General features: G+C 71.8%; 12 protein-coding genes. 3 read left to right on the top strand and 9 right to left on the bottom strand.

Features of this window, described 5'->3' with window-relative positions; genetic code table 11:
* Nucleotide 1: 1 nt before the first annotated feature.
* The 4 genes from erm to ACGFW6_RS17300 all read right to left on the bottom strand — a co-directional run bounded on the left by erm (nt 2) and on the right by ACGFW6_RS17300 (nt 4,093).
* Nucleotides 2–778, bottom strand: coding sequence for an ErmE/ErmH/ErmO/ErmR family 23S rRNA (adenine(2058)-N(6))-methyltransferase (gene erm / locus ACGFW6_RS17315; protein WP_393509804.1), 777 nt, complete (start codon nt 776–778; stop codon nt 2–4).
* Between the two features lie 263 nt (nt 779–1,041).
* Complete coding sequence (locus ACGFW6_RS17310; RefSeq protein ID WP_393509801.1) at nt 1,042–2,328, bottom strand: ABC transporter substrate-binding protein; 1,287 nt, start codon at nt 2,326–2,328, stop codon at nt 1,042–1,044.
* Nucleotides 2,328–3,161, bottom strand: coding sequence for a carbohydrate ABC transporter permease (locus tag ACGFW6_RS17305; protein WP_393509798.1), 834 nt, complete (start codon nt 3,159–3,161; stop codon nt 2,328–2,330). Before ACGFW6_RS17305 ends, ACGFW6_RS17310 begins: the two co-directional genes overlap by 1 nt.
* On the bottom strand, nt 3,158–4,093 hold the full coding sequence (locus ACGFW6_RS17300) for a carbohydrate ABC transporter permease (protein WP_393509795.1): 936 nt from the start codon (nt 4,091–4,093) through the stop codon (nt 3,158–3,160). The genes ACGFW6_RS17305 and ACGFW6_RS17300 overlap by 4 nt, the downstream gene beginning before the upstream one ends.
* A gap of 169 nt (nt 4,094–4,262) precedes the next feature.
* Here ACGFW6_RS17300 and ACGFW6_RS17295 point away from each other — a divergent pair, with 169 nt between their 5' ends.
* Nucleotides 4,263–5,126, top strand: a complete 864-nt coding sequence (locus ACGFW6_RS17295) for a phosphotransferase enzyme family protein (RefSeq protein ID WP_393509792.1) — start codon at nt 4,263–4,265, stop codon at nt 5,124–5,126.
* A 96-nt stretch (nt 5,127–5,222) separates the two neighbouring features.
* Here the strand turns inward: ACGFW6_RS17295 and ACGFW6_RS17290 are convergent, their stop codons facing one another.
* Nucleotides 5,223–6,170, bottom strand: a complete 948-nt coding sequence (locus ACGFW6_RS17290) for a LysR family transcriptional regulator (RefSeq protein WP_393509789.1) — start codon at nt 6,168–6,170, stop codon at nt 5,223–5,225.
* Between the two features lie 95 nt (nt 6,171–6,265).
* On the opposite strand from ACGFW6_RS17290, the gene ACGFW6_RS17285 reads away from it, so the two are divergent.
* Nucleotides 6,266–7,234 carry a DMT family transporter gene (locus ACGFW6_RS17285; protein ID WP_393509786.1) on the top strand — a complete coding sequence of 323 codons (969 nt, stop codon included), beginning with the start codon at nt 6,266–6,268 and terminating at the stop codon, nt 7,232–7,234.
* Nucleotides 7,195–7,707 carry a YbaK/EbsC family protein gene (locus ACGFW6_RS17280; protein ID WP_393509783.1) on the top strand — a complete coding sequence of 171 codons (513 nt, stop codon included), beginning with the start codon at nt 7,195–7,197 and terminating at the stop codon, nt 7,705–7,707. Before ACGFW6_RS17285 ends, ACGFW6_RS17280 begins: the two co-directional genes overlap by 40 nt.
* 128 nt (nt 7,708–7,835) lie before the next feature.
* Here the strand turns inward: ACGFW6_RS17280 and ACGFW6_RS17275 are convergent, their stop codons facing one another.
* From ACGFW6_RS17275 to ACGFW6_RS17260, 4 genes are all read right to left on the bottom strand, one after another.
* Nucleotides 7,836–8,501, bottom strand: a complete 666-nt coding sequence (locus ACGFW6_RS17275; protein ID WP_393509780.1) for a nitroreductase — start codon at nt 8,499–8,501, stop codon at nt 7,836–7,838.
* 90 nt (nt 8,502–8,591) lie between these two features.
* The gene (locus ACGFW6_RS17270) at nt 8,592–9,329 is read right to left on the bottom strand and encodes a 3'-5' exonuclease (RefSeq protein WP_393509778.1); all 738 of its coding nucleotides are present in this window, start codon (nt 9,327–9,329) and stop codon (nt 8,592–8,594) included.
* 142 nt (nt 9,330–9,471) lie between these two features.
* A complete protein-coding gene (locus tag ACGFW6_RS17265; RefSeq protein ID WP_393509904.1) occupies nt 9,472–10,710 on the bottom strand; it encodes an SAV2148 family HEPN domain-containing protein in 1,239 nt (412 codons plus the stop codon).
* Between the two features lie 102 nt (nt 10,711–10,812).
* Nucleotides 10,813–12,123 (bottom strand): copper amine oxidase, encoded by a 1,311-nt coding sequence (locus tag ACGFW6_RS17260; RefSeq protein WP_393509776.1) that lies wholly within the window; start codon nt 12,121–12,123, stop codon nt 10,813–10,815.
* Between the last annotated feature and the right edge of the window lie 80 nt (nt 12,124–12,203).

Here is a 12,203-nt window from a genome sequence, read left to right as displayed (position 1 = left end):
GTCACCCCAGCACCTCGTGCAGCCTCAGCCACGCCCCCGGCGGGACCTCGCCGACGAGGGCCCTCGGATCGACGCGGGCCGCGCGGAACGCCGCGTCGACCCGCCGCCTCGGGTGCGCCCGGCACAGCGACGCGTGCAGCGAGCCGCCGACTCCGGAGAAGCCCAGCTGGACCAGGTGCCGCCAGCTCTCCTGCGCTCCGGCGCCGAGCAGCGGCGTGCGACGCCGTTCGATCCGTACGATCCCGCCGTCGACGCGGGGCACGGGTCTGAAGCTGTGCCGCCCGACCCGGCCCACCAGCCGCCACTCGTGACGCGGCCAGGTCAGGATGGTCAGCCGGGTCCAGCTGCCGTGGTCGCCGGTGCGCTTACGGGCGTATTCCAGCTGGGTCAGGAGCGTGGCGTCGGTGAGGGCGGGCGCCCGCAGGCACCAGTCGACGAGGGCGGCGGTGCGGGAGAAGGGGACGTTCCCGGCGACGGAGAACGGTGTGCGCGGGGGCCGTGCCGTGAGGAAGTCCTCGCCGAGGACCCGGACTTGCGGCGTGTCGGAGAAGCGCGAGCGCAGCGCGGGGACGAGGCGTGGGTCGATCTCGTAGGCGAGGAGACGTCGGCAGCGCGGAGCGAGCTGCTCGGTCAACGCGCCTTTGCCGGCGCCGACTTCGAGCAGCAGCGGTGCCTCGCGTCCGTGCGGCACGGCGAGGCGGGCGAGTCGTCCGGCGGCCGCGCGGTCGGCGAGGAAGTTCTGGGAGAGCGCGCGGGACACGCGCGTGGGGCGGGCCATGGCCTGCGGTCCTTGTCTTCCGTGGAGAGGGAGAAGGGCAGACGAAGGCCCTGACCGGAAGACAGGAGAGAAAGGAAGGAGAAGCGGGTCCGCGTGGAATCAGCGGGCGGCGTGGCTCCCCGGGCCGGTCAGGGCTCCGGAGCCGCCGCGCATCCGTACGGAGTGCGCACAGCCCCGGCCGAGACCGGTGATGATGATCGCGTTGTTCGCTGCCACGTACGGCACGTTAGGTGTGGCCCGGTGCCGCGGACAACCGAATTACCTCAGCGCTGGTACCGGGCCAGTACGAGGTTCCCGTCCTCCTCCAGCCGCTCACGCAGCTCGTCGAGACCGATGGCTCCGCTGTAGTACTCCTGGAACGCGGGCGTGGCGATCTTGTCCTTCCATTCCGGGTAGCCCCGCACGGACTGAGCGGGCGCCGAGCGCAGCTGTGCGGCGAGGGCGGTGCCGGTGGCCCAGTCGTTCTCGGTGGTGTGCAGGGCCGGGTCCTTCAGGGCCTCGGTGCCGGTGGGGAGCATCCAGTCGCCGAGGGCCAGCCGCACCATGTTCTCGGGGCGCAGCAGGAAGTCGACGAACTCGGCCGCCTCCCGTTTGTGCGGGCTGTCCTCGGCGATGGACAGGGTCTGCGGACTGACGCCCTGGGTGAGCCCGTCGGCGCCGGCCGGGGCGGGCAGGACCTGCCAGTCGAAGCCCTCGGGGGCCTGCTGCACGATCTGCTGGCGGTAGGAGAAGCCGAGCGGGACCATCGCGTACCGGCCGCCGAAGAAGCCGGGCAGCGTGTCCGAGCCGCCGCTGCCCAGGGTGGTCGGGGAGGCGCTGCGGTCGGCGTTGACCTGGTCGTGGACGGTCCGTGGCACGACCTCGTCCTCCGCCCCGAAACGCACCGTCACCCTGCCGTCGGCGCCCCGGTGGAAGAGCTGCCCGCCGGAGGAGAGCGACAGGTTGAGGGTGGCGGAGACGGGCTCCTTGAGCGGCCATGCCACGCCGTATCTGCCGTCCCCGCTCAGCCGCTCGGTGATCGTCCGGAACTCGGCCCAGGTCCAGGGCCGTTCGGGGGTCGGCATGCGTACGCCCGCCTGCTTCAGCCACTTCGCGTTGGCGACGAGCACTCGTGGCTCCTGGAGGAACGGCACCCCGTAGATCCCGTCCCCGAAGGTCGCCGTCTCCCAACTGCGCTGCGGGATGTCGGCCTTGAGCCGTTCGGGCAGCAGGTCGGTCAGGTCGGCGAGGTAGCCGCCGTAGGCGAAGTCCGCGAGGTCGTCCGAGGCGTCGTGGATGATGTCCGGGGCCTCGCCGCCCTCGAACGAGGTGAGCAGCTGGTCGTGGACGCCGTCCCAACTGCCCTGCACGTACTCGACCTCGACGTTCGGATGGCCGGCGTTCCACTCCTTCACCAGCTCCTGGTTGACCTTGACGGACTCCTCCTGCCAGGCCAGGGACTGGAAGCGCAGGGTGATGCGCCCGCCGGCGGAGTCGCCGTCGCCGCCGCACCCGGCGAGCAGCAGCACCAGGGCCAGGGCCAGGCAGCCCGACAGCAGTCTCGTACGCATCAGTTCTTCACCGCCCCGGCGAGCATGCCGCCCGTGATCCGTCGCTGGATGAGCGCGAACACGACCAGCGAGGGCAGTGTCGCGAGGAACGCGGCGGCGGCCAGCGGGCCGAGGTCGGCGACGCCCTCCGCGCCGATGAAGTGCGTGAGGACCACCGGCAGGGTCTGTTTCTCCGGGGTCTTCAGCAGGACCAGCGCGAAGAAGAACTCGTTCCACGCCGTGACGAACGCGAACATCGCCGTCGCCACGATGCCGGGCGCCAGCAGCGGCGCGGTGACCGAGACCAGGGTCCTCAGGCGTCCGGCCCCGTCGACCGCCGCCGCCTCCTCCAGTTCGGGCGGCACCGCGCGGACGTAGCCGACGAGCATCCACAGCGCGAACGGCAGCGCCCACACCACGTAGACCATGATCAGCCCCGGCATCGAGTTGACCAGCCGCAGGTTCTTCAGCACCAGGAACAGCGGGATGATCACCAGGACCAGCGGGAACGCCTGGCTGACGACCACCCAGCCGGTCGCCGCCCGGGCGAGCGTGGTGCGGTGGCGGGCCATGACGTACGCCATGGGCGTCGCGAGCACCACGGCGATCAGCGCGGCACCGAGCGCGGCGACAAGGGAGTTGAGGGCCGCCTCCAGCAGGGGCTGTTCGTCGAAGGCCTGGCGGAAGTTGGCGAGGGTGGGGTCTCTCGGGATCCAGGTGGGGTGCAGACTGCCCAGCTCGCGCGGGGGCTTGAAGGCGGTCGAGATCAGCCACAGGAACGGGAAGGCGAGAAAGACGAGGTACGCCAGCAGGGCGGCGTACTGTCCGGCGCGGGCGGTTCGGCTGGTCCTCATGCCTGGTCGCCTCCCCTGAGCCGGCCGACGAGGAAGAGGGCGAGGAGCAGTGAGATCAGCGCGACCATCACGCATCCCATGGCCGCCGCGTAGCCGAACTGGCCGTAGCGGAAGGCCTCTTCGTAGGCGAAGAGCATCGGCAGCCGGGTGCGGCCGCCGGGGCCGCCGTTGGTGAGGACGTAGACCAGGGCGAAGGAGTTGAAGTTCCAGATGAGGTTGAGTGCCGTGATGGACAGGGCGACGGGCCGCAGGGCGGGCCAGGTGACCGTGCGGAAGCGGCGCCAGGCGCCGGCGCCGTCCACGGCCGCCGCCTCGTGCAGTTCGCGCGGGGTGTTCTGGAGGCCGGCGAGCAGGGCGACCGTCGTGGTCGGCATGCCCGCCCAGATGCCCACGACGATGACGGCCGGCAGGGCGGTGCCGAGCCCGCTGAGCCAGTCGCGGCCGGCACCGAGGCCGAGGTCGCGGATCGTCTCGTTGAGGATGCCCGCGTCGGGGTTGTAGACCAGCCGCCACATGACGCCGACGACGACCTCGGGCATGGCCCACGGGACGATCGCCAGGGCGCGGGCGAGCCAGCGCAGGCGCAGGTCCTCGTTGAGGAGGAGGGCGAGGCCGAGCGCCAGCAGGAACTGCGGGACGGTGACGCCGACCGCCCAGAGCAGGCCGATCCGGAACGACTCCCAGAACAGCGTGTCGTGCAGCAGATCCGTGAAGTTGAGCGCGCCGATCCACTGGGTGGGCCGGGTCCGTCCGGACTGGGCGTCGGTGAAGGACAGCGCGACGCCGTACAGCAGCGGACCGACGCTCAGGACCAGGATGGGGATCAGCGCGGGCAGGACGAGGAACCAGGCGCCACGGTCCATGACGTGCCGTCGCTCCTTGCCGCCCGGCGCGGGTCTCACCGCCCTGTCCGCCTCGGTCACCGATGTCACGGAATCAGCCCCTTTGCGCGGCTCGGGTGGGCCTCGTCATGGTCGTGAAGGCGCCGTACCCCGTCAAGGCCGCGCGCACGCGGTCCGACCTGTGGAAATGCGAGACTGAGCGTGGATGGCGAGAATGTGACGCCGTCCGGACGGCAGGCGAGGCACACGGAGGCGGACGATGGACGAGGCGCGGGCGCGGGACGTACTGGCCGCGGCGGACGTACTGCCCGGACCGGCGCGGGACGCCCGCCTGCTCGCCCTGGGCGAGAACGCGGTGTTCGCCGCCGGTGACCTGGCCGTCAAGGTCGGCCGGGACGCGGAACTCCTGGACCGGGCGCGGCGCGAGCTGGACATCGCCGGGTGGCTGCAGGAGGCGGGCGTGCCGGCGGTGCGGGCGGCGGAGCCGAAGGCGCGTCTGGTGGACGGCCATCCGGTGACCGTGTGGCACCGGCTGCCGGAACCGGTACGGCCCGCCGGGCCACGGGATTTGGCCGAACTGCTACGGGTCGTGCACGCCCTGCCCGCGCCTTCCTTCGCGCTGCCGCCGCGCGAGTTGCTGGGCGGGGTGGAGCGCTGGCTGCGGCTGGCCGGGGACGCGATCGATCCGGCGGACGCGGCGTATCTGCGGGAGCGGCGGGACGGTTTCGCGTCCGCCGCCGCGGAGTTGACGCCTCATGTGACGCCGGGGCCGATCCACGGGGACGCGCTGCCGCGCAACGTCCATGTGGGCGCCGACGGACCGGTACTCGTCGACCTGGAGACCTTCGCCTTCGACCTGCGGGAGCACGACCTGGTGGTCATGGCGCTCTCGCGGGACCGGTACGGGTTGCCCGCGGAGGCGTACGACTCGTTCGTGCAGACCTACGGCTGGGACGTGCGTGCGTGGGAGGGCTGCTCGGTGCTGCGCGGCGCGCGGGAGACGGCGAGTTGTGCGTGGGTGGCCCAGCACGCGCCGTCGAACCCGAAGGCGCTGGCCGAGTTCGAGCGACGGGTGGCTTCGTTGCGGGACGGGGACGAGTCGGTGCGGTGGTATCCGTTCTAGAGCGCCTCCGGAGCGCCCGAGGGTGGGGAGCCGCCTGTGCCACGGCGCCCACGGGCGTCGTGTCGCTGCTCGCGCCCACGGCGGCGCGGCCGCATGTCAAGCACCGCCCCGAACCCCTTCGGGGCTCGTCTCCCCACCGGTGACATCGGTGTGCTGGATGGTGCGCGCCGCGTGCCGCAGCTCCGTCAGGACCGTGCGGACCGCTGATCTGGCCGTGCGTTCGGGACGGTAGAGGGCGTCGATGTGGCGTCTCGCCTGGACGCCGCTCAGAGGTCTGAGGACCAGCGCCGGATGGGGGCGCATCGTCCAGCGCGGCATCAGCGCGATACCGCCCCCGGCCGCCACCACCTCCGCGACGACGGCGAACTCGTTGATGCGGTGGGCCAGATGCAGGCGCCGGCCGGCCGCCGCGGCGACGGCCTCGATGACCGCGAGGACCGGGAAGCCGTCGTGCACGGTGATCCAGGGCTCCTCCGCCACGTCGCGCGGGGTGACCCGGCGCTTGGCGGCCAGGGGATGGCCGGCGGGCATGGCCACGTCCAGCGGCTCACGCAGCAGCGTCGTCGCGGCCACCGTGTCCGGCCAGGGCGGGGCGTGGTGCAGGCGGTGGGCGAGGACGATGTCGTACTCCCGGGTGAGCCGGGGGAAGTCCTCCTGCGGCACGTCCTCGTCGACCAGCCTGGGCACTGGACGGCCCGGCCCGGCGAGCGCGCGCAGCAGCAGCGGGAAGAAGGCCGTGGCCGCGCTGTGGAACGCCGCCACCGACACCTCGCCGTCCGGCCGCTCCACGAACTCCTCGACGGTGTGCCGTGCCCGTGCGAGCGCCGTCTCGACCTCCACGGCCGCGCCCGCCAGCGCCTGCCCGGCGTCGGTGAGCACCAGGCGCCGACCCTGCCGCTCGGTCAGCGGCACCGCGATCGCCCGCTGGAGCAGCCGCAGCTGCTGGGAGATCGCCGACGGTGTCACCAGCAGCGCCTCGGCGACCGCCGTGACGCTCCCCAGTTCGCCGAGCTCCCGAAGGATCCGCAGCTGCCGTTCGTCCATCGCCCCAGTGTAGGGGCCACGATGTAGGCCGGCTAAATGATCGTTTTAGAAACTGGTACTGGGCTTCAAGGACGCTTCCGGTGCACCGTGGGCGGGTGTCCGACGTCCGCCGTACCGATGCGGTACTCCTCCTTGTCGCGCTCGTCTGGGGTTCCAGCTATCTGTCCGCCCAGACGGCGACCGCGGCCCTCCCCGTCCTGCTCGTGCTGTTCGCCCGCTACGCCCTGTCCGCGCTCGCCTGTCTCGGCCTGACCGCCGCCCGGCGGCGCGGGGCCCGCCGGTGGACGCGGGACGAGCTGCGGATCGGGGTGCCCCTGGGAGTGACCCAGGCGGCGGTCCTGGTCGTGGAGACGTACGGCGTCGCCCACACCAGCGCCGCCAACGCCGGCCTCATCATCAGCCTGACCATCGTCCTCACCCCGCTCCTCGACCGCGGCGGCCGCCGCGGCCCGCTGCCCGCCTCCTTCTTCGCCGCGACCGCCGTCTGCGTCCTGGCGGTCGGGCTGCTGATGTCGGGCAACGGCTTCCACGAGCCCCGCCTCGGCGACCTGCTGATGCTCGGCGCCGCGCTGATCCGGGCCGTGCACGTCGCGCTCGTCGGCCGGCTCACCGCGGGGCGGGAGATCCGTCCGCTGCAGCTGACGACCGTGCAGACCCTCCTCGGCACCGCTCTGTTCCTGCCGGTCGCGGCCCAGGACCTTCCCATGCTCGTCCGCTCCGACGCGGCGACCTGGGCCCAGCTCGTCTATCTCGCCCTGTTCTGCAGTGTGTTCGCCTTCCTCGCCCAGACCTGGGCCGTGCAGCGCACCTCCGCCAGCCGCGCCAGCCTGCTGCTGGGCACGGAGCCGGTCTGGGCGGTAGCGGTCGGCGTGGCCCTCGGCGGCGACCACCTGACCCCGCTCACCGGCCTGGGGGCGGCCCTCATGGTCGCCGGCACCTACTGGGGGCAGGCGGTGGAACGCGCGCACCGACGCGCGCCGGATCACCGGCTCCCCCCGCCCGACACCCTCGACAAGGACCCCGCATGCCCGACCACGCCGAGCACGACACTTACGACCACCTGATCGCCCTGCTCGACTCCTCCCACGTCGACTACCGCCTCCTCGACCACGCGCCGGAGGGCGGCACCGCCGCCGTCTGCGCGCTGCGCGGCCACCCGGCCTCGGAGGCCGCCAAGTGCATCGTGCTGCGGGTCAGGACGGACCGGCGCACGACCCGTCACGTCCTGGCGGTGGTCCCGGGAGACCGGCGCGTGGACCTGGACGCCGTCCGGGCGCTGTTCGGGGCGCGCTACGTCGGCTTCAGCGACCCGGAGACCGCCGAGCGGCTGGCGCACGCCGTCCCCGGCACCGTCCTGCCCTTCAGCTTCGATCCCGACCTGGAAGTCGTCGCCGACCCGGACGTCGTGGCCCGGCCGAAGCTGTACTTCAACGCGGCCCGGCTCGACCGCTCGCTGCTCATCTCCGGCGCGGACTACGAACGACTGGCGAAACCCCGCATCGAACGCATCGCGGCACCGGCTCGGGCGGAGGCATAGGCACACAGGTACACAGGCACAGTCATGGGCGTGGGCGTGGGCGTGGGCGTGAGCTCGGGCTCGGGCTCGGGCTCGGGCTCGGGCTCGGGCTGTGCGCGGTAACACGTACCGGCACCCTTCGTCGGCGGTCACATCCCGATGAAGCTCACCGTTTCCGCCAGGTCGGCCCGCGCGGTGCGCACCGGAGGAACGCCCTCCTTCTCGAATCCCACGGCGACCCCGCAGAACAGCACGAGCCCGTCGTCGGCTCCGACGGCCTCACTGACGGTCCTGCGGTACACCGACCACATCACCTGAGGGCAGCTGTGCAGCCCCTCCGCCCTCAGCAGCAGCATCACGGTCTGGAGGTACATGCCGGCGTCCCCCCACTGTCCGGGCCCCATGGTCCGGTCGAGATAGCAGAACAGGACGACCGGCGCCCCGAACGCCCCGGAGTTCAGGGCGGCGATCTTCCTGGGTCTGTCGAGGTCGTCGCGCTCGATCCCCAGCGCTCTGTACCGCTGGGCCGCCGCGGCGGTGAAGCGGTCCAGATACGGCGAGGTCAGTTCGGCCGGGTACATCGGGAACTCCCGCTCGTCCCCCGGGTCCCCCGCCCACGCCCTGGCCCGCGCGCGGCTCTTCAGCTGGGCCAGGGGCTCACCGGACACGGCGAACACATGCCACGGCTGGAGGTTCCCGCTCGACGGAGCCCGCGTCGCCGCGGCCAGCACCCGTGCGAGGGTCTCCCTGGGCACCGGTTCATCGCTGAAGGCCCGCACGGCCCGGCGACTGTCCACGGCCTCGTACACGTCCACGTCCGCTCGCCCTCTCGCTGCTCACGCCGTCCGGGACCGGACGCCTGCATCCTCGGTGTGCGCGGAGTCGCCACGGGGCGAGGACAGGGATCAGACCGTCTCGCCCGCCACCGTCTCCCCCGCCGGCTCCCGCAGCGGCCAGGTGCCGTCGACCACCGCGGTCACATCGCCCTTGCGGCGCAGGAAGTTCTGGAAGTCCGCCGCCCACTCGGCGTACCACTCGATCTGGCGGCCGTGCAGCTCCGCCGGGCCGAGTCCCGCGATCTTGGGGTGGCGGACGGCTATCGCGCACGCAAGCCGGGCGGCGGCGAGCGCGTCGGCGGACGCGTCGTGCGCGGAGTCGAGGACGACGCCGTACTCCCGGCAGACCGCTTCGAGGTTGCGCTTGCCGCGGCGGTAGCGGTCGGCCCAGCGGTCGATGGTGTACGGGTCGATGACCGGAGCGGGTTCCCGGCCGCCGAGGCGGTCGCGCAGGGACGGCAGTCCGTACCGCCGCAGTTCGGCGGAGAGCAGGCTCAGATCGAAGGCGGCGTTGTACGCGACGACCGGGACGCCCGTGTTCCAGTAGCCGACCAGGACGTCCGCGACGGCGTTCGCCACCTGGTCGGCGGGGCGGCCCTCGGCGGCCGCGCGCTCGTTGCTGATGCCGTGGACGGCGACCGCGTCCGCCGGGATCTCCACCCCCGGGTCCGCCAGCCACTCCTTGTGTCCTATGGGCTGCCCGTCCCTGACCTCGATGACGGCGGCGGTGACGATGCGCGCCTCGCGCGGATCCGTACCGGTCGTCTCCAGGTCGAAGCCGATCATCAGCTCACGGTGCCAGCCCATGGGCGGTCCCCCTTCTTGTGGTGCGTTCCCCCAGTGGACTCCACCTTCCCATGTGCCACTGACAATCAGAGGACCGCATTCCGCTTGTGCGCCCCCGGAGCCGGGGACGGTCGTGGGCAGCCACCGGCCACCTCGGGACAGTTCAGGACACCGGCCGCGAATCCGCCCACATGAGTTCGAACTCCTCGCGATACGTCGGGAACAGCCCGCCTTCGTCGATCTCGTCCGTCTTGACCACCCGGTGCCCGTTGCGCAGCACCAGGACCGGCGCCTCCAGCCCTCGCGTCCGCCGCAGATAGCTCTGCACGACCGCCACCCCGTCGGCGCCGTCGCCGTCGACGAGGTACGCCGTGAAGCGGGGCGTCTCGTCGAAGACCTGGATCTCGAACGCGCCGGGGTCACGCAGCCGGGACCGCACCCGGCGCATGTGCAGGATGTTCATCTCGACCGCACGGCTCAGCTCGCCGCGCTTGATGCCGAGTTCGCGCTCGCGCCGCTTGACGGCGCTGGAGGCCGGGTTCAGGAACAGCAGCCGCACCCGGCAGCCGGACTCGGCGAGGCGCACCAGGCGGCGCCCGGAGAAGTTCTGCACGAGGAGGTTGAGGCCGATGCCGATGGCGTCGACCCGGCGCGCGCCGCCGAACATGTCCTCGGCCGGGAACTGGCGCAGCAGCCGTACCCGGTCGGGGTGCACGGCGACGACGTCGGCGTAGCGGTCGCCGACCAGGTCCTCGACCGCGTCGATGGGCAGCCGGCGCGCCGACGGCACGTCGCCGCTCTGGCCGAGGACCTCCAGCAGCCGCGCCGAGGCGCGCTCGGCCTGGTTGAGGACCGCCTCGGACAGAGCCCGGTTGCGCGAGACGACGTTGCGGCTCACTTCGAGTTCGTCCAGGGCGAGTTCGACGTCCCGGCGGTCGTCGACGTACGGCTCGAAACACGGCCAGTGCTGCACCATCAGCTCGCGCAGCTGCGGCAGCGTCAGGAAGCTGAGGACGTTGTCGTCCGCGGGGTCCAGCAGGTATCCCTTGCGGCGGCTGACCTCGCGTACGGCGACCGCGCGCTGCACCCACTCCTGGCCGGCCGGGCCGGCCGCCGCGACGACCCAGTCGTCGCCGTGGACGGGTTCGTAGATGGGGCGCAGCACAGCGGCCACCACCGCGCGCAGCCGCTGTTCGACGAGGTTCAGCCAGATGTAGGCCCGGCCGGCTCGTCGGGCGCGCGTACGCACCTCGCGCCAGGCGTCGGTGTCCCAGTCCAGCTCCGGGCCGATGGAACTCGTCTCCATCGGCCGGGCCAGGGACACCGTGCCGGGTGGGACCTCTGTGGAGTTCCCCTCGTGACCCTCGTCACCAGGGGGCAACTCCAGCCCTCCCGAGCCCACCCGCGCACCGCCTTCCGCTCCCCCGAGCACTCCCCGTCCCAACGATCAAGGAAGGGTACTCCGGGAGCGGCGAGCGGTGCAGCCGGATGGACAGGTCGTTTCTCAACTGCGCGGCTGCCAGTGGCCGTTCTGCCACGCGAGCTCGCTCGGAGTGAGCGGATTCATAGCCGTCACATCACGCGGGACGATGGAGAATCCCTGCCAGTGAACCGGCATGGGCTGCTGGTCCTCGTCCCGGGCGATGTGGTGGAAGCCCACGTTCATCCAGGTGATCGGGTGCTTGAGGGCCTGGCCGCCGACCCACTTGTCGACCGACTTGGGGTGGCCGTTGCCGCAACCGGGGTTGTTGGTGGCGAACTTCTCGCACTTGTCGTACTCGGTGAAGTACACGTCGTGCTTGGTGAAGCTGCGGCCCGGGTACTTCGTGGTGGCGCCGGGGACGATCTCGTACGAGCGGGCGTGGCCGTCCTTGTTCTTGCCGGTCGCGCTCACCATGCGCCACCAGCGGTAGGCCTTGGCGTCGCCCGCGAGCTCCTTGCCGACCTTGGTGACCGTGGTCTTGGTCTTCGGGGCCCGGTCACCGGCGGCGGGCGCGGTCACCGTCGAGTCGTACTGCTCGACACGGTTCTTGGTGGAGCCGTCGAGGCCGAAGTCGAGGCGCCAGAAGACGTTGTGGCTGTGGCTGGTGGCCTTGGCCCGGTCGCCCTTGCCGATCGGCCAGCCGCGGCCGTCACCGGCGTCGTAGTCGTCGTACGACAGGCTGCCGGTCGCGCCGACGTTCATCGTGACCGTGCCGTCGTCCTGGAAGCGCCACTCGGTCATGTACTCGTACCAGCCGACCTGGTTGACCGTGTAGACGAGCAGGTCCTTGCTCTGGGCCTGGTAGACCTTGTTGGCGGTGTCGCCCTGCATGCGGTAGGCGTGTCCCCGCGCGCGGGTCGTGGTGCACAGGCCCTTGACGTTCGGGTCCTGCCAGGCCTCGGGGACCTTGACGGTCTTGATGGTGCCGCCGGGGCACTCGCCGGGGTCGAGGTTCATCAGGCCCTGGGCGAAGCCGAAGCCGGTCAGGTCGTCGTACTCGACACTGCCGTCGTCGTACGGGACGTGGATCTGGCCGAGCCGGGCGCTGTTGAGGACCTTGATCGGCTTGGTCTCGCCCTTGGGCTGGTAGGAGATGTTCTCCAGGACGAGCCCGGCCTTGCCGTCGTAACGCCAGCACATCCGCCAGGTGGTGCCGCCGGTGAGCTTCTGCTCGATGCGGTAGTCGGCGCTGCAGTCGGCGGCCGGGGCGGGGGCGTTCTTCGGCTGGGCGGAGGCGGTCCCGGCGCCGGTGGTCGCGCCGGCGGCCAGCGCGGCCAGGGACAGGCCCACGGCTGCGCCCTTGCGGGCACGGCTCAATCTGTTCACGCGCATGAAGAAATGACTCCCTTACAGGAGGTGCAAGTCCGTGAGGTGCAGGTATGTGTGTGCGAGTTGGAAAAGCGAACCGAGTG

Origin of the sequence: Streptomyces sp. Y7, from assembly GCF_043195415.1 — a bacterium.
Lineage (GTDB): Bacteria > Actinomycetota > Actinomycetes > Streptomycetales > Streptomycetaceae > Streptomyces.
This window is presented reverse-complemented; position numbering and strand designations above follow the sequence as displayed.

What these genes read in the sequence shown, in the direction of transcription:
- erm (WP_393509804.1), bottom strand. Translation starts at nt 778, where the DNA reads ATGGCCCGCCCCACGCGCGTGTCCCGCGCGCTCTCCCAGAACTTCCTC.
- ACGFW6_RS17310 (WP_393509801.1), bottom strand. Translation starts at nt 2,328, where the DNA reads ATGCGTACGAGACTGCTGTCGGGCTGCCTGGCCCTGGCCCTGGTGCTG.
- ACGFW6_RS17305 (WP_393509798.1), bottom strand. Translation starts at nt 3,161, where the DNA reads ATGAGGACCAGCCGAACCGCCCGCGCCGGACAGTACGCCGCCCTGCTG.
- ACGFW6_RS17295 (WP_393509792.1), top strand. Translation starts at nt 4,263, where the DNA reads ATGGACGAGGCGCGGGCGCGGGACGTACTGGCCGCGGCGGACGTACTG.
- ACGFW6_RS17290 (WP_393509789.1), bottom strand. Translation starts at nt 6,170, where the DNA reads ATGGACGAACGGCAGCTGCGGATCCTTCGGGAGCTCGGCGAACTGGGG.
- ACGFW6_RS17280 (WP_393509783.1), top strand. Translation starts at nt 7,195, where the DNA reads ATGCCCGACCACGCCGAGCACGACACTTACGACCACCTGATCGCCCTG.
- ACGFW6_RS17270 (WP_393509778.1), bottom strand. Translation starts at nt 9,329, where the DNA reads ATGGGCTGGCACCGTGAGCTGATGATCGGCTTCGACCTGGAGACGACC.
- ACGFW6_RS17260 (WP_393509776.1), bottom strand. Translation starts at nt 12,123, where the DNA reads ATGCGCGTGAACAGATTGAGCCGTGCCCGCAAGGGCGCAGCCGTGGGC.